Genomic DNA, 15,814 nt, shown 5'->3' on the forward strand with positions numbered 1-15,814 from the left:
GCGGACTCACGGACAGGCTTCGGGACGCTGGTCCCAGACCACCGGTTCCCAGTAGGCGTTGTCGCGGATGCTCTGCGCGTCCAGCCGGTCGCGCAGCAGGCGCGCGCCGATCGCGTAGCTCACCCCCGGCTGCACCTCCACGGTGAACGGCTTGTAGGCGCGCTGCTGCTCCAGCCGCTTCATCTTCTCGATCTGGGCGACCGCGGCGCCGGGCAACCGGTGCACGTCGATGTGGTCGGTGACGGTGAGCGTGCGCGTGCCGGGTTGCACGAGGTGGCGGTTGCGCGGGTCCAGCGGCGTGCTGCGGCCGTCGATGCGGGTGATCTCGACCGGGAAGATGTCCTGGCTCCTGGGCACCGCGCCGCGCTGGTCGCTGACGTAGCCGCAGGTACTGCCGGGCACGCCTGTCACCTGTGGAATCTCGTTGGAAGTGGCCGCGGCGCTTGTCGCCAGCAGCATGGTCGACAGCAAGGCAATCCGCACCATGGTGGTCTCCTCGATCTGTTGTCTGCGTGCCTGCGATGCGGATCAATGATCGGGATTCCGGGCCTTAACCACGCCTGAAATGCGACGGAGAAGACAGCGGTTTCAGCCAGGCAGAGCGCGCGCAGGACCGCCTGGCTGAACGGGCAGGAGCAACTTGTGGTGGCTTGAATGCGTGGGACGCCGGCGCGCGGTGCGCAACGCAGGCTGCTTCCTGGTCCCCGGCCTTGCGCGGTTCATCTATCGGCATTCATGCGCGCAACCGCCGGTTCCGTCGCAATCAGGCCGGCGCGGCGCGCAACCGGCCCTCCAGTTCGGCCAGCCGGGCCGGCGTGCCCACATCGGTCCAGCCGCCGGGGTGGTGTTCGCCGGTGACCGCCGCGCGCGCCATTGCCGCGCGCAGCAGCGGCGCGAGCCTGAAGCGCGGCTGCGTGCCGGGATCACCGTCGACGGTGTCGCGCCAGCCCTCGAGCACGCCGGGCCGGTAGATGCCGATGCCGGAGAAGGTGAGCCGGGCCGCGCCGTCGACGGTCACGCCGCCATCGCTGCCCAGCGCGAAATCGCCTTGCGGATGGTGTTCCGGATTGTCGACCAGCACCAGGTGCGCGTCGCCGCGCGGCTCGCGCGGCAGACGGGCGAAGTCGTGGTCGGTCCAGATGTCGCCGTTGACCGCGAGGAACGGCGCCTCGCCCAGCAGCGGCAGCGCGTGCAGCATGCCGCCGCCGGTTTCCAGCGGGGTGGCACCCTCGTAGCTGTAGTGCAGGCGCAGGCCCCAGCGCGAACCGTCGCCCAGCACTTCCGGGAAGCGCGGCGCCAGCCAGGAGGTGTTGACCACGACTTCGTCGACCCCGATCGCCGCCAGCTTCTCCAGGTGCCACACGATCAGCGGCTTGCCGCCGGCCTCGAGCAGGGGCTTGGGCGTGTGGTCGGTGAGCGGGCGCATGCGCTCGCCCAGGCCGGCGGCGAAGACCAGGGCGCGCACCTCAGGCCTCGCGCAGGCGGGTGAGGTCGCCGCCGCCGATCGCCCGTTCGAGCAGGGCGACCATCGGCCGGATCTCCTCGTGGCGGTTGCCGACCTCGCGCACGTAGCGCCAGACCAGCGGCAGGTCGGCCAGGTAACCGGGCTTGCCGTCGCGGTAGGCCAGCCGGCAGAAGATCCCCAGCACCTTGATGTGGCGCTGCAGGCCGGTCAGGTCGAACCAGCGCGCGAACTCCGCCTCGCCGGCATCGGTCAGGCCCAGCGCCACCGCGCGGCGGCGGTAGTGCTCGCGCCAGGCGGCGACGCGCGCGTCCGGCCAGGCGATGTAGCAGTCGCGCAGCAGCGAGGCCAGGTCGTAGGCCAGCGGGCCGCGCATCGCGCCCTGGAAGTCGATGACCCCGGGCGGGTCGTCCGCGACCAGCAGGTTGCGCGAGTGGAAGTCGCGGTGCATGAAGCGCTGCGGCTGCGCGTGGGCGGCGTTGAGGATGGCACGGAAGGCGGACTCGATCGGGTCCCAGTCCTCGCATTCGGGCTCGAGGCCCAGGTGCCGGCGCAGGAACCATTCCGGCATCAGTTCCAGTTCCATCACCATCCACGGTTCGTCGAACGCGGGCAGGCCGTCGGCCGGTACCCGCGCCTGCATCGCCAGGATCGCGTCGATGGCCGGCGTGTACAGCGCGTCGGCGTCGCCGTCGCGCAGCGCCGGCAGGTACAGGCGGTCGCCGAGGTCTTCCATCAGCACGAAGCCCAGGTCCGCGTCGCTGGCCCGCACCGCCGGGGTGTGCAGCCCGGCGGCCGCCAGGCGCGCGCCGATCTCCAGCCAGGGGCGGATGTCCTCGCGGCCGGGCGGGGCGTCCATCACGATCCAGCTGTGTCCGCCGCTGGCGGTGCGCCAGTAGCTGCGGAAGCTGGCGTCGGCCGAGGCCACCTGCAGCGCCAGCGCCGGGTCGGACAGGGCCTGTCGGGTCCAGGCCAGGCGCTGGTCGGCGCGGTCGGTGGCGGGCATGGAGGCATCGATCGGGGACAGGCGCACAGGGTAAACGCGGCACTGCCGCCAGGCGAGTCCGTCCACCGCCGGGTCCCGCCTGGTCGCGGCCCGGAAACGAAGCGGCCCCGCATGGCGGGGCCGCTTCATGGCCGGGATGTCAGGCCTTCTTCTTGCGCAGCAGGCCGTAGAGGAACAGCAGCACGATCGCACCGACCACCGAAGCGATGAATCCGGCCGGCTCGCCCGGTGCATACCAGCCGACTGCGCCGCCGATGTACCAGGCCAGCAGGGCGCCGGCGATGCCCAGGACGATGGTCCAGAGCAGGCTCAGCTTGTCGTTGCCCGGCTTGAGCGCACGGGCCAGTAGCCCGGCGATCAGGCCAATGAAGATCGTCCAGATGATGCCGCCACCAAAGATCTGTTCCATGCAGGAAACTCCGGTCGGTTGTGCGGGGGCGGGCCAAGCTTATCCCGATCCGGTGGCGGTCGCGCGACGTCCGGCTGCGCGCGAGAGAAAAGGGTTCGTGGCTCATTTGAGGGGGTGGGCGCAATCGCAACCGCAAGAGTGCCCGCGGTGGTCGGCTTCGGGCTGAGCCGCGGCGATGCGGGTGTGTTGCGGTCGGCTCGACGGCACATCCGTGTGCCGACTCGCCGACGCGGCCATCCATGGCCGCTGCCGCAACACACCCGCACCGCCGCGTCTTCGGGAACGTCGGGGTCGTGGCTCCGTTCCGGCGTCCAGAAGCAACAGCCGCCGCCGCGCTGTTCTGTAGGAGCCGGGCTTGCCCGCGACACGACGCCGTCGGCACAGGCGACGTCCTCGTGATCCCGACGCCCGTGTCGCCGACTGAAGTCAGCTCCTATAGAAGAGCGGCTGCGCCGTGGCTGTTGTAGGAGCCGGGTTCAGCCGGCGACACGACGCCGTTGGCTCAGGCGACGCCCTCGCGATCCCGACGCCCGTGTCGCCGACTGAAGTCGGCTCCTACAGGAGATCGGCTGCGCCGTGGCTGTTGTAGGAGCCGGGTTCAGCCGGCGACACGACGCCGTTGGCCCAGGCGACGTCCTCGTGATTCCGACACCCGTGTCGCCAGCAAACTGGGCTGCTACAGGAAGCCCGGGACCACCGGTCGCGGTGTCTTTTCGCCATGCAATGGAAGCCACGACCGCCACGCCGCCCGAGGACGGCGGCCCCCGGCCGAAGCCAGCGCTTCTGCTCCAAGGGGCCGTAGCGATGGCGGCCCAACGAGCCGACGCCTTCGCTTCGCGGCGATGCCTGCGGCTGACCCGGGATCCAGGCGGCCTCCTCCAGAGTCGGGAGAAGATCCAGAAAAAAAAGCGCCGGGTTTCCCCGGCGCTTCGATCGGGACGGCCGGACGCGACCGTCAGCAGCAGCCGTGCTCTCCATGTGCCTGGCCGCCGGCCACCGCGCCGACGCCTGTGGTCTCGCCGCGGACGCTGGCCAGGTAGTGCTCGGCGATCACCTGCGACACGCACTGCGTCACCTTCTTGCCCATCGGGATGTGCAGGAACTCGTTCGGGCCGTGCGCGTTGGAGTGCGGGCCGAGCACGCCGGTGATCATGAACTGCGCGCCCGGGAACTTCTCGCCGAGCATGCCCATGAACGGGATGGTGCCGCCTTCGCCCATGTACATCGCCGGCTTGCCGAACGCGGCCTGCGAGGCGGACTCGATCGCGGCGGTCAGCCACGGCGACTGCGCCGGCGCGTTCCAGCCGGTGGAGGCCTTCTCCAGTTCCAGCTCGACCCTGGCGCCGTTCGGCGGGTCCTTCAGCAGCACGTCCTTGAGCAGTTCGCCGGCGCGCTTGCCGTCCAGGGTCGGCGGCAGCCGCAGCGACAGCTTCACCGAAGTGTGCGGGCGCAGCACATTGCCGGCCGAGGACAGCGCGGGCATGCCGTCCACGCCGGTCACCGACAGCGCCGGGCGCCAGGTGCGGTTGAGCACCAGCTCAGTGAGGTCGCCGGACATCGGGCTCATGCCGTCGAGGAACGGGAACTTGCTGAACACCTCGTCGCCGAGCACGCCGGCGACCTTGCCGGCCTGCTCCACGCGCTCGGCCGGGACCTCCACGTACAGGCCTTCGATCCTGATCTTCCCGGTGTTCTCGTCCTCGAGCCGCGACAGCAGCTGGCGCAGCAGGCGGAAGCTGGAGGGAACGATGCCGGAGGCGTCGCCCGAGTGCACGCCTTCGCTGAGCACCTTCACCGTCAGGTTGCCGCCGGCCAGGCCGCGCAGCGAGGTGGTGCACCACAGCTGCTCGTAGTTGCCGCAGCCCGAATCCAGGCACACCACCAGCGAAGGCTTGCCGATGCGCGGGGCCAGGTGGTCGACGTAGGCGGGCAGGTCGTAGCTGCCCGATTCCTCGCAGGCCTCGATCAGCAGCACGCAGCGCGCGTGCGGCACGCCCTGCAGTTGCAGTGCCTGGATCGCGGCCAGCGAGCCGAAGATCGCGTAGCCGTCGTCGGCGCCGCCGCGGCCGTAGAGCTTGTCGCCCTTGAGCACCGGGATCCAAGGGCCGAGGTCGGCGTCCCAGCCGGTCATCTCCGGCTGCTTGTCGAGGTGGCCGTACAGCAGCACGGTGTCCTCGCCCGCGTCCGGCCCGCTGGCCGGGATCTCGGCGTAGATCAGCGGGGTGCGGCCTTCCAGGCGCACCACCTCGACCTGCAGGCCGGGAATGGCCTGCGCCTTCGCCCACGACTCCATCAGTTGGACGGCCGCCTCCATGTGCCCGTTGGCTTGCCAGTCCTTGTCGAACATCGGCGACTTGTTGGGGATGCGGATGTACTCGACCAGCTGCGGGACGATGTCGCCATCCCACTTCTCGTCGATGAATTTCTCGGCGGCGCCGGGGTCGAGGCGGTTGGTGTCCATGTGGTTCCAGGGCGAAAAGGGAATGACGCCCATTCTACGCCGCGGCCCGCGCCCGGAAATTTCCTACAGGTGAACGGGGCCGTTGCCGGCCTCCGCCGGGCCGTGGCGGCGATGCGCCGGCGATGCGGGCCGCGGGAGACTGCGCCTGCCGGTCGGCGGGCAGGACACCCGGAACCGGCCATCCATCACCCAACAAGGAGCGTTGCCATGAAGTCGTTTTCCATTCTGCTCAAGTCGCTGCTGCTGTCGGTGCTGCTGCTTGCCGGCAGTGCGTTCGCCGCCGATAAGGTCGACATCAACACGGCCGATGCGGCCCAGCTGGAGAAGACCCTGGTCGGGATCGGTGCGTCCAAGGCCGAGGCGATCGTCGAGCACCGCAAGGCCAACGGCCCGTTCAAGAGCGCCGACGAACTGGCCCTGGTCAAGGGCATCGGCCTGAAGACCGTGGAGCGCAACCGCGACCTGATCGCGGTCGGTGCCACGCATCCGGCGGGGCCCAAGGCCAAGCCGGCCGCCGAGACTCCGGCCGCACCGGTGGCGCGGCGCTGAGCGGATTGGCCGCTTCCCGGCGCGGGCTGCGTATACAGGACAGCGTCCGGAGCGGCACGGAAGCCGCACGGAAGCGCGCATCGCGGGTGCGCCCGCAGGAAGCAATGCGCAGGCGCCGGCACGCGCACGGAGGCGCGGCCGGCGCCCGCTGGCAGGGAAGCGGCGGACAGGCAGGACGCCGACAGGGATGTGCCTCGTCGCCCGGTGTCGCACAGGACGTGCGCCCGGGCGATGCCTTGCCGGGCGGGAGCGGCGTCTGCGGCACAATGCACGGATGGACGAACCCGGCATCCTGGTGATTCCCGCCACCGACTACCGGCGCGACCGCTGGCACAACGGCCTGGGCTGGACCCGGGAAATCCTCGCGGTGCCCGCGGCCGGCGCCTGGCAGTTGCGCCTGTCCATCGCCGAACTGGATGCGGCGGCTGGTTTCTCGCCATTCCCCGGGGTCGAGCGCGAGCAGGTGCTGCTCAGCGGCAACGGCCTGCGCCTGCAGTTCGCCGACGGCGAGGTCGCCGAGTTGCTGCCGCCGCACCAGCGCGCGCGCTTCGACGGAGGCCGCGCGGTGACCGGAGTGCCGCTGGACGGTCCGGTGCAGGTGTTCAACCTGATGTGGAACCCGCAGGCGGTGATCGCGTCGCTGTTCCACCGGCCGCTGGGGGGCGGGATGTGGTGCTTCGGCGACGAGCGCACCGGCTGGGCGGTGCATGTGCTCGCCGGCGAGGCGCGGATCGCGGTCGATGGCGGCGATCCGCTGGCGCTGGCGCAGGGCGACAGCGCCTGGCTGGCACCGGGGCCGGGCCGTCGCCGCTGCTCGATAGACGGCGGCGGCGAGTTGCTGCTGGTGCAGGTGGAGTGGCCCGGGTCGGCGGCGGATGCGCGGACGGCAGGGGTCGGCGTCGCTCAGTAGACGTCGCGGCGGTAGCGGCCTTCGGTGCGTAACGCGTCGCGCTGTTCCTCGCCCAGCACGCGTGCCAGCACCGCGTCCACCGCCGGCGCCATGCCGGTGGCATTGCCGCATACCAGGATCGACGCGCCGCGCTCGACCCAGTCGCACAGGAGGCCGGCCGCCGCCTCCAGGCGGTGCTGCACGTAACAGGCCTGGTCCGGCGCGCGCGAGAAGGCAAGGTCGACGCGGTCCAGCCAGCCCTGCGACTGCCACTGGCGGATGTCGTCGGCGTAGAAGCGGTCGTGTTCCGGGCTGCGTTCGCCGAACAGCAGCCAGTTGCCGCGCGCGCCGGCGGCGATGCGCGCCTGCAGGTGCGCGCGCAGGCCGGCGATGCCGGTGCCGTTGCCGACCAGGATCAGCGGCCGCTCCGGCGGTGGCGGATGGAAGCCGGTATTGCGGCGCAGGCGCAGGTCGATCGCCTGCCCGGGTGCGGCGGTGTCGCACAGCCAGCCGCTGCCCAGGCCGGCGCTGCCGTCCGGCCGGGCCATGCGCCGGACCAGCAGGCGCAACCCGCCTTCGCCGGGAACCGATGCGATCGAATACTCCCGGTGCGGCAGCGGCTGCAGGCCCTCGACCAGCTGTTGCAGCGCAAGGCCACGGACCGATTCCACTGAAGGCAGCTGCGAGCGCGCGAGCAGGGCGGCCAGCGGCTCGCGGCCGCCGGCGGTCTCCACCTGCGCATCGCCGGGCAGCTGCAACGCGTCCAGCAGCGCCTGCACCCGTCCGGGCGGATGGTGCGGCCCGATCTCGGCGATGTCGCCGGCGGTCCATTCCGGCAACGGGCCGTCGGCCGGCACCAGGCACAGGTCGAACACCGGCGCGCCGGGACTTCCGGTGTTGACCGGCACGCGCGCCTGCAGCCGCCACGGCTCGTAGGCCGGCGGCGTCCAGTCGGGCGGGCCGTCCAGCCCGCCGATGCGCCCGACCTCGTACTGCCAGTGGCGCAGGCTGGCCTGGTCGGCGTTGTCGACCTCGACCCGGTCGAACAGCGCGCGCGCGCCGCGCGCGCCGAGCCAACCGTCGAGTTGCCGGCCGAAGGCGCAGAAGTCCTGGTATTCGCGGTCGCCCAGCGCCAGCAGGGCGTATTCCAGGCCGGCCAGCGACAACGGTTGGGCCATCGTCCGCCGCAGGAAGGCGAGGGCGTGGTCCGGCGGGTCGCCCTCGCCGGTGGTGCTGGCGACGAACAGGGCGCGGCGCGTTTCGCCCAGCAGAACGGCGTCGACCGCTTCCAGCGGCAGGACCCGCACGGGTACGCCGCCCTCGCGCAGCATCGCCGCGCTGCGTTCGGCCAGCACCTGGGCGAATCCGGTCTGGCTGGCCCAGGCGACCAGCAGCGGCGGCTCGCCGTCCGCCGTTGCCGGCACCGTGGCCTGCGCGGGGGCAGCCGGCCGGCGCAGGAATACCGCGCACAGGCCGAGCCACGCGGCCAGGGTGCCGCCGGCCAGCCACCAGCGCAGCGGCCGCGGGGTCGCGGGCCACCAGGCGTCGCCGTGCAGCGGCAGCAGCAGGCACGCGGCCAGCACCAGCAGCGCGACCAGCGCGAGGTGGCCGGCCAGCGCCCGGTGCGAACCGTGTCCTTCGGCGGCCTTGGGCATGCTCACGTGGCGAGATACGCCTGGAATTCGGGGGTCATCGATTCGCTCAGGCCAGTGCCGTCGCGGACGACGAAACGCGCGGCCAGCCCGTGCCCGCGGGCGAACGCCAACCCGGCCGCGGCCCCCATCACGGTCAGCGCGGTGGCCCATGCGTCGGCGTGCATGGCGTCGCCGGCGACCACCGTGACCGAGGCGGCCGCGTCGGCAACCGGCGTGCCGGTGCGCGGGTCGATGGTGTGCGCGTAGCGGGCGCGGTCCTGGTCGAACCGGTGCCAGCGGTCGCCGGAGGTGGCGACGGCCGCGTCCTCCAGCACCAGCACGCGCGGCGGCAGTTCGTCGGCGCCGGCGTGCTCGTCAGCGGCATGCTCGTCAGCGGCGCGTTCGTCAGCGGCCGATTCGACCAGCACGCGCCACGGTTCGCCGTCGGGCTTGCGCCCGTAGCCGCGGATCTCGCCACCGACCTCCACCAGCGCCGCGGCGATGCCGCGCGCGCGCAGGTGCGCGGCGGCCAGGTCGGCGCCATGGCCCTTGGCGATGGCCGACAGGTCGAGCTGGACGCCGCCGGGTTGCAGCAGCGCGCGGTCGGCATCGCGCCGCTGCAGCAGGCGCCAGCCGCAGCGCGCGCGTTCGCGGGCGATGTCGGCGGCGGCCGGTACGCGTCGCGGCGTGCCGGCGCTGCCGAACCCCCACAGGTCCACCAGCGGGCCGACCGTTGGATCGAAGGCGCCGTCGCTGGCGGCGGCGACCTCGAGCGCGCAGTCCAGCACCGCCGCGAACTCCTCCGGCAGTTCCCGCCAGGTGCCGGCCGGCGCCCGCCGGTAGCGGCTGATGTCCGAACCGGGCTCCCAGGTGCTCATCTGCGCCACCACCCGGTCCAGCTGCTGCTGGATGCCGGCGTGCAGCGCGTGCAGGTCGGCGCCGGGGCGCGCGGCCACGCGCGCGCTCCAGCGCGTTCCCATGGTCTCGCCGCCGAGGCTGGCGAGGCTCCCGGCGGTCGCCTGGTGCATCGTCCGTCTGCCGTGCCGCGCTTACTGCGGCAGCACTTCCAGCGTGGCCACGTAGCTCAGGCGCCGCTGCCTGGCCTGCGGCAGGCTGGTCTTGGCGTCTTCCCGGGTGGCTTCCAGCCAGTACATGCCGGGCTCGGGCCAGGTGACGCTGAACTCGCCCCTGGCGTCGCTCACCGCCTGGATCTCGTCCTGCGCGTTGCGGTAGCGGGTCTCGCCGCGGACGATCTCGAATTCCACGCCCTGCGCCGGCTTGCCGTCGACCAGCACGCGGAACTTCGCCGGCTCGCCGGCGACCAGGTCGTTGGGGTGGGTCAGCGGCACCAGCTCGATGCCCTCGCCACTGGTCTTCAGTGCGGTGTCGTTGGGCGAGCCGTTGGTGACGAAGGTTTCCACCCGGCCGACGCTCTGCGAGATCTGCAGGTTCTTGGCGTCCTTCGGCACTTCGGTGGCGAAGGTGGCCGGAGTGCCGCGCCAGCGCCGGGGCTTGCCGTTCTCTTCCCAGCTGCCGAACAGGCCGCTGTTGACCACGGCGATGCGGTAGGTGCCCGGCTGCGCCAGCTGCACGTCGAACACGCTGCGGTACTTGCCGGTGGTCAGGTTCTGCGGCTCGACCCGGCTGCCGTCCGGCGCGGTGATGGCCAGGTTGTCCAGCCGCAGCGGCACGTGGTTGAAGTAGAACAGGTCGTTGGACACCGCCGCGTCCACCGTGATCCACGGATCGGTGCCGGCCAGCACGGTCTGCGACGGGCGCAGCCAGGTCTTGTGCGCGGAAGCGGCGAATGGGGCGGCCAGCGAGGCAATGGCGACGGCGAGGATCAGGGAACGCTTCATCGGAACTCCGGAAGTTTCCGCAACGGGGCGGGGAATGCGGTGGACGGGTGTCGGGCGCGCGGGCTCAGGGCTTGACCGCCAGGGTGACGGCGCCGAGCTCGCTGCTGCCCTGGGCCGTGCCGGACTGCGGCGCCTTGGCCGGCCAGGAGAAGGGGATCCTGACCAGCTCGCGGCCGCCGACCTCGCGCGCGGCCTCGACCACCAGGGTGTACTCGCCCGGGGCCAGGTCCTTGAGCTGCGGCTGCGCGTCGCTGAAGGAGAGCGCGTGCCTGCCGACCGGCTTGGTCGGACCGGTGACGCCGTCCACCGGCACCTTCAGGGTGCGGCCCGACTTGCGCCACCACTGGCGCAGGTCCGGCAGCCACTTGGTGCCGTGGCCTTCGGCGGTGTCCTTCAGCTGGTACCAGACCGCCAGGTTCGAGGCGACCTTCTGGTCGGCGCCTTCGATCCAGATCGCCACGTAGGGGCGGTGGTACTCGGCGACGTTGAGCTTGGGGATCTCGATATTGATGTCGAGCTCGGCGGCGTAGGCCGGGAGCGTCAGCAGGCCGCTGACCGCGATGAACAGCTTGGCGCGCATGGAACGGACCTCGTCAGTGGATGAAGACCAGGATCAGCAGCAGCGGCACTGCCAGGCCCAGGCCGACCAGCGGCCAGGTCAGGCGGCGCTGCCGCGCGTGCAGGTGCAGCAGGAACAGGCCGGTGATGCAGAACACCAGCGTGGCGATGGCGAACACGTCGATGAACCAGCCCCAGGCCGGGCCGGCGTTGCGGCCCTTGTGCAGGTCGTTGAGGTAGGACACCCAGCCGCGCGAGGTGCGCTCGAATTCCACCGCACCGGTCTCGCGGTCGATGCTCAGCCACGCATCGGCGCCGGGCGAGGGCATCGAGACGTAGGCCTCCTCCGCCGACCATTCCGCCGGTCGCCGGCCCAGCGACACCTCAAGCGCGTCGCCGAGCCAGGCCGCCACGTCCGCCGGTAGCGGTGCGTTGCCTTCCGCGGGCGCGTCGGCCAGCTGCGCCAGCAGCGGCGCCGGCAGTTCCACGGTGCGGTTGTCCACCCGCGGCTGCGCCTCGATCCTGGCGGCGTGGTTGAGGGTGATCCCGGTGGCGGTGAACAGCAGCATCCCCACCAGGCAGACCGCCGAGCTGATCCAGTGCCACTGGTGCAGCGTGCGCAGCCAGAAGCCGCGACGGCGCTGGGCGGTGACCGGATCGGGGTGGGGGCTTGCGCTCACGGGCGGGGGAACTGGAAACGGGTCGCGGAAAGGGTTGCCAAGTATAGGCCATCGATGAGAACAATTCTCATTGGCAGATCGGTTCCCCGGTAACGCGCGCGGGCCCGGGCGGTTGACACCCCCGGACCCGCGAATGGCTCAGAAGGAAACGTTGAGGCTCAGCCAGTAGTTGCGGGCCTTGTCCTTGTTGTTGAAGTCGTCCACGTGGGTCGGTGTCCACGCGCCGGTGGCCGCGTTCTGGCTCCAGGTGGTGCGGAAGCTGGTGAAGTCCTGGTCCAGCAGGTTGTTGATGCGGGCGCTGACGGCGATGTTGTCGCTGAAGCGGTATTGCGCGCCCAGGTGCAGGACCTCGTAGTCCTTGAAGTACAGGTGGTTGCCGTTCGCGTCCACGCCGCGGTAGCGGTCCGACCGTGCTTCCAGCACCAGCTGGGTGCTGAACCTGTCGACGGGCTGCCACTCCAGCGTCGCGTTGGCCATGTGCTTGGCGGTGTTGGTCAGCGGCCTGCCGGCCTGCGGGCCGGTCAGCTGCTCGCTGTCGGTGTAGGTGTAGTTGGCCCGGATCGAGAACGGCTCGGCGATCTGGTAGCGGCCCGCGACCTCCACGCCGTTGATCTCCACTTCGTCGATGTTGACCGGCTGGCTGAACGAGCCCACGCCCAGCACATCGTGGAAGGCGCCGAGGTTGGCGCAGGGACGCACGCCGCCGGTCTGTTCGCAGGTCTGGGTGACCGTGGTGCTGGCGATCTTGTCCTTGAAGTCGTTGCGGAAGTACGTGATGTTGAAGTTGTGGTCGCTGGTGGACGAGGTCCAGTACAGGGCGATCTCGCTGTTGATGCTGGTTTCCGGCTCCAGGTCCGGGTTGCCGGTCCACGGCAGGGTGCCCTGGCCGCCGAAGCCGGTCACGCCGTCGAACAGGTCGGTGGTCTTGGGCGTCTTGTAGCCGGAGCTGACGCCGCCCTTGAGCACCCAGTCCGGGGCGAGGTCGTAGACCGCGTAGGCGCGCGGGCTGACGTGGGCGCCGAACATGTTGTGGTCGTCGTAGCGGACGCCGAAGGTGATGGTGAGCGGGTCGGTCGGGGTCCAGTTGTCCTCCGCGAACAGCGACCACATCTTGTGCTCCTGGACCACGCCGGCACCGTCGCCGCCCAGCTCCATGCCGAACACGCCGTCGTCCAGTTCGCCGTCGATGAGCTGGGTGCCGACCACGAAGTGATGGCCGCCGCCGAGCCCGGCGTAGGGGATGTCCAGCTTGGCGTCCAGGGTGTACTGGTTGCTCTCCAGGTTGCGCTTGGGCCGCGGCAGGAACTCCTGCTCCATCAGCTCGCGCCGCTGCTGGCGGGTCATGCCCGCATACGGCCCGGTGGCGCACACGGCGGCGTTGTTGCAGTAGATGGCGGTATGGCGCACGCGCTCCTCGACGCTGAACGGCAGCGTGCGGCCGTTGTTGGCGGTCTCCACGTAGGCCAGCGAGACGAAGCTGTTGCCCCAGTCCCAGCCGCCGCGATGGGTCAGCGACCAGTTGTCGCGGGTGAACTCCTGCTCGTCGACGTAACCGACCTGCGGCGCGGCGCGCCAGATGCTCTCGATGTTGTCCACCGTGCCGAGCGGATAGGCGAGCGTGCCGAGGTTGTTGATGAACGGCGTGTTGTCGTAGACCTGGCGCGAGGTGTCGTAGTCGAGGCTCAGGTCCTGCTGTTCGCCGATCTTCCACTTCAGGGTCAGGCCGAAGGCCTCGTTGACGTTGTCGACGGTCTTGCCGCCGGCGCCGAAGCCCAGCGAACGCTCGTGCGGGTTGCCGTCCGGGTCGTAGATCACTTCGTAGTCGGGGTGGGACGCGTCGCGCTCGTAGCGCGATCCGCGTAGGCCCAGGCCCAGCACGTCGCGCACCAGCGGCCCGGTCAGGGCGAAATCGATGGTGGTGTCGGCGCCGAAATCCGGGTTCGACTGCAGGTTGTGGCCGACCGTGGCCGAGCCGTGCCAGCGGTCGCTCACCGGGCGGGTGATGATGTTGATCACGCCGCCCAGCGCGTCGGCGCCGTAGAGGGTGGAGGCCGGGCCGCGGATTACCTCGATCCGCTCGATCGTGTCCAGCGGCGGGATGTGGTTGAACTGGTTGCCGCCGAACGCGTTCGGATAGATGTCGCCGTGGTTGTTCTGGCGCTTGCCGTCGATCAGGATCAAGGTGTACTCCGGCCCCATGCCGCGCATGCTGATGGTGCGCTGGCCGGTCTTGTCCGAGGTCTCGCCCACGTCCACGCCTTCCAGGTCGCGCACCGCGTCGATCAGGGTCAGGTAGGGGCGCTTCTGCAGCTCCTCGCGGGTGACCACGCTGATGCTGGCGGGGGCATCGACGATCTTCTGCTCGAAGCCGGCGGCGGTGACCACGACGGTATCCAGCGTGGTCGGGTCGGGGGCGGGCGCGGGCGCGGCCTTGGCGGCCAGCGGCGCGGCGAGCGCGGCGCCCAGGGCAAGGGCGAGGGCGGTGGGGCGGAGGTGGCAGTTGGACGACATGGTTCGACTCGTGGAGGCGTAGGAAGGGGACCGCGGCACGCACGGCGGCGCCGGGCGTGTGCCCGGGGCCCGCATGGCGGAAAGGACGGATGGGAACGGGTGCGACGGTGGCGCGCGCGATCGCGTGCCAGAGGCAAGCGGTCAGGCCGTGGGCGGCGCCTGGCCCGGATGCAGCCGCAGCTGCGGCGCGTTGGCGAAGGCCGGTACGCCATGGGGCATGGGGGCCTGGCCCGGGAACGAGGCGGGCGGCGGCGCGGACGGATCGCCGGCGCCGGGCAGCGGCAGGGCCACCTGTATGGCCGGGTCGTCCCCGCGCGAAGCGGGCGCCAGCACGTACTGCCGTGGCTTCTTGCGTTCCACGTAATGGTGCAGGTTCTCCGGCGGTATGCCATCGCCGGGCGCCTCGACCGCGGCGACGCCGGCGGCCCGGGAGTGCGTCGACGACGTCCGCAGCCCCGGGGTCGGTGCGGCCAACAGGCTCCATCCGCACAGCAGCAGCACCAGCAGCGAGGCAAGGGCCGCCACGCCGTGGCGGCGCGGTCGGGCTTGCTCGGCAAGGTGCGGCAGGTTGGTCAAGGTGGCCCCGTGGAGGCGCGGCGGTTCGCCGCTGCGCGATGGCGGCATTCTAATTGAGAATAATTATCGAATGCAAACGAGATTGGTTGGCAACAAGTCTGATCGCGGAGCCTGGGGCGCGTGCCGGGTATCCGCTGCCGGGGCGCGCAATTACGGAAGAGGTGCGGCCAGGTCACTGTCCTGGTGTGCCGCAGACACGGGCGTAGCCTTGCAAGTGCCTCTGGGCCAGCTCGCTTCGACGACCTGGCCACATCGGCATCGATCGCCGCTTCCGGGAATGGGCCGACTGGTTGCCGGCCTGGCGCAAGGGGAGCGCGCGGTGTTGCGGTCGCCTCAGCCGCGGTCGTCGCGGGTCCAGATCCCGCCCTGCTCGAGCCTGACCGGGAACTTGGGCACGGCCGAGTAGGCCGGCGCGCACAGGGCGCGGCCGTCGCGCACGTCGAAGCGGGCGCCGTGCAGCACGCACTCGACGCTGGCCTCGGCCGGGTCGAACGCGCCGGAGGACAGTTCGAAGTCTTCGTGGCTGCAGCGGTCCTCCAGCGCGTAGAGGTCGCCGTCCAGGTTGAACACCAGGATCGGCGTGCCGGTGACTTCGTCGAACACCGGCCGCATTTCGCCCGGCAGCAGTTCGCCGGCGGCGCAGACGAAGGTCCAGGTTTCGCTCATGCCTCCGCCTTGCTGCGCAGGTCCTTCTCCAGCACCTCGAAGCGCAGGTCGTCGCGCAGCGGGATGCCGTAGCGCTCGTCTCCATACGGGAAGGGTTTGGTGACGCCGGTGCGGATATAGCCACGGCGCTGGTAGAAGGCGATCAGTTCGTCGCGGATGTCGATCACGGTCATGCGCATGGCCGGCAGGCGCCATTGTTCGCGCACGATGCGTTCGGCCTCGGCCAGCAGCGCCTTGCCCAGGCCGCCGCCCTGCAGGTCCGGGCGCACCGAGAACATGCCGAAGTAGCCGGCACCGTCCTCCTCGGCCAGGTGCGCGCAGGCGAGCAGCGTGCCGCCGCGCTCGGCCAGCAGGACCACGCTGCGAGGGCGGGCGATGTCCTGGCGCAGCACCTCGGGATCGATGCGCTGGCCGTCGAGCATGTCGGCCTCGGTGGTCCAGCCGATGCGGCTGGCGTCGCCGCGGTAGGCGGAGGTGACCAGTTCGACCAGGGCAGGGACGTCGGCTTCGGTGGCGGCGCGGAAGGCGATGGAATCCATGCCCGTCATTCTAGA

16 protein-coding genes are annotated in these 15,814 nt (G+C 71.0%); 2 read left to right on the forward strand and 14 right to left on the reverse strand.

All coding sequences use genetic code 11. The annotated features are described in order from the left end of the window. Nucleotides 1-6 precede the first annotated feature (6 nt). From WQ53_RS13460 to WQ53_RS13480, 5 genes are all read right to left on the reverse strand, one after another. Nucleotides 7-486 (reverse strand): hypothetical protein, encoded by a 480-nt coding sequence (locus WQ53_RS13460; protein WP_052633230.1) that lies wholly within the window; start codon nucleotides 484-486, stop codon nucleotides 7-9. Nucleotides 487-763: 277 nt separating this feature from the next. Then, nucleotides 764-1,465 (reverse strand): N-acetylmuramate alpha-1-phosphate uridylyltransferase MurU, encoded by a 702-nt coding sequence (murU, locus tag WQ53_RS13465; protein ID WP_052633233.1) that lies wholly within the window; start codon nucleotides 1,463-1,465, stop codon nucleotides 764-766. Between the two features lies 1 nt (nucleotide 1,466). Continuing rightward, complete coding sequence (locus WQ53_RS13470) at nucleotides 1,467-2,468, reverse strand: aminoglycoside phosphotransferase family protein (protein WP_052633235.1); 1,002 nt, start codon at nucleotides 2,466-2,468, stop codon at nucleotides 1,467-1,469. Nucleotides 2,469-2,607: 139 nt separating this feature from the next. Further along, nucleotides 2,608-2,877, reverse strand: a complete 270-nt coding sequence (locus WQ53_RS13475) for a GlsB/YeaQ/YmgE family stress response membrane protein (RefSeq protein WP_052633236.1) — start codon at nucleotides 2,875-2,877, stop codon at nucleotides 2,608-2,610. A gap of 955 nt (nucleotides 2,878-3,832) precedes the next feature. Beyond that, entirely contained in the window at nucleotides 3,833-5,338 is a 1,506-nt protein-coding gene (locus WQ53_RS13480) for a M20 family metallopeptidase (RefSeq protein WP_052633238.1), read from the reverse strand. A 207-nt stretch (nucleotides 5,339-5,545) separates the two neighbouring features. On the opposite strand from WQ53_RS13480, the gene WQ53_RS13485 reads away from it, so the two are divergent. Both WQ53_RS13485 and WQ53_RS13490 read left to right on the forward strand, forming a co-directional pair. Beyond that, nucleotides 5,546-5,887: a ComEA family DNA-binding protein gene (locus WQ53_RS13485; RefSeq protein ID WP_052633239.1), complete on the forward strand. Its 342-nt coding sequence runs from the start codon at nucleotides 5,546-5,548 to the stop codon at nucleotides 5,885-5,887. A 274-nt stretch (nucleotides 5,888-6,161) separates the two neighbouring features. Then, entirely contained in the window at nucleotides 6,162-6,797 is a 636-nt protein-coding gene (locus WQ53_RS13490; RefSeq protein WP_052633240.1) for a HutD family protein, read from the forward strand. Here the strand turns inward: WQ53_RS13490 and WQ53_RS13495 are convergent. From WQ53_RS13495 to WQ53_RS13535, 9 genes are all read right to left on the reverse strand, one after another. After that, on the reverse strand, nucleotides 6,791-8,431 hold the full coding sequence (locus tag WQ53_RS13495) for a flavodoxin domain-containing protein (RefSeq protein ID WP_052633241.1): 1,641 nt from the start codon (nucleotides 8,429-8,431) through the stop codon (nucleotides 6,791-6,793). The two genes, WQ53_RS13490 and WQ53_RS13495, sit on opposite strands and share 7 nt — an antisense overlap. Nucleotides 8,432-8,433: 2 nt before the next feature. Further along, nucleotides 8,434-9,438, reverse strand: a complete 1,005-nt coding sequence (locus WQ53_RS13500) for an FAD:protein FMN transferase (protein WP_052633242.1) — start codon at nucleotides 9,436-9,438, stop codon at nucleotides 8,434-8,436. Nucleotides 9,439-9,459: 21 nt separating this feature from the next. Next, nucleotides 9,460-10,269, reverse strand: coding sequence for a DUF4198 domain-containing protein (locus WQ53_RS13505; RefSeq protein ID WP_052633243.1), 810 nt, complete (start codon nucleotides 10,267-10,269; stop codon nucleotides 9,460-9,462). A 64-nt stretch (nucleotides 10,270-10,333) separates the two neighbouring features. Next, on the reverse strand, nucleotides 10,334-10,849 hold the full coding sequence (locus WQ53_RS13510) for a DUF2271 domain-containing protein (protein WP_052633244.1): 516 nt from the start codon (nucleotides 10,847-10,849) through the stop codon (nucleotides 10,334-10,336). Between the two features lie 13 nt (nucleotides 10,850-10,862). Then, nucleotides 10,863-11,507, reverse strand: coding sequence for a PepSY-associated TM helix domain-containing protein (locus tag WQ53_RS13515; protein ID WP_052633245.1), 645 nt, complete (start codon nucleotides 11,505-11,507; stop codon nucleotides 10,863-10,865). A 138-nt stretch (nucleotides 11,508-11,645) separates the two neighbouring features. Beyond that, nucleotides 11,646-14,018, reverse strand: a complete 2,373-nt coding sequence (locus tag WQ53_RS13520; RefSeq protein WP_052633246.1) for a TonB-dependent receptor domain-containing protein — start codon at nucleotides 14,016-14,018, stop codon at nucleotides 11,646-11,648. 141 nt (nucleotides 14,019-14,159) lie between these two features. After that, nucleotides 14,160-14,594: a hypothetical protein gene (locus WQ53_RS16865; RefSeq protein ID WP_144409329.1), complete on the reverse strand. Its 435-nt coding sequence runs from the start codon at nucleotides 14,592-14,594 to the stop codon at nucleotides 14,160-14,162. Nucleotides 14,595-14,927: 333 nt separating this feature from the next. Then, the gene (locus tag WQ53_RS13530) at nucleotides 14,928-15,260 is read right to left on the reverse strand and encodes a non-heme iron oxygenase ferredoxin subunit (protein ID WP_052633248.1); all 333 of its coding nucleotides are present in this window, start codon (nucleotides 15,258-15,260) and stop codon (nucleotides 14,928-14,930) included. Further along, nucleotides 15,257-15,799: a GNAT family N-acetyltransferase gene (locus tag WQ53_RS13535; RefSeq protein WP_052633249.1), complete on the reverse strand. Its 543-nt coding sequence runs from the start codon at nucleotides 15,797-15,799 to the stop codon at nucleotides 15,257-15,259. Before WQ53_RS13535 ends, WQ53_RS13530 begins: the two co-directional genes overlap by 4 nt. Between the last annotated feature and the right edge of the window lie 15 nt (nucleotides 15,800-15,814).

Source organism: Pseudoxanthomonas suwonensis (assembly GCF_000972865.1).
In the GTDB taxonomy this organism is placed as follows: domain Bacteria; phylum Pseudomonadota; class Gammaproteobacteria; order Xanthomonadales; family Xanthomonadaceae; genus Pseudoxanthomonas; species Pseudoxanthomonas suwonensis_B.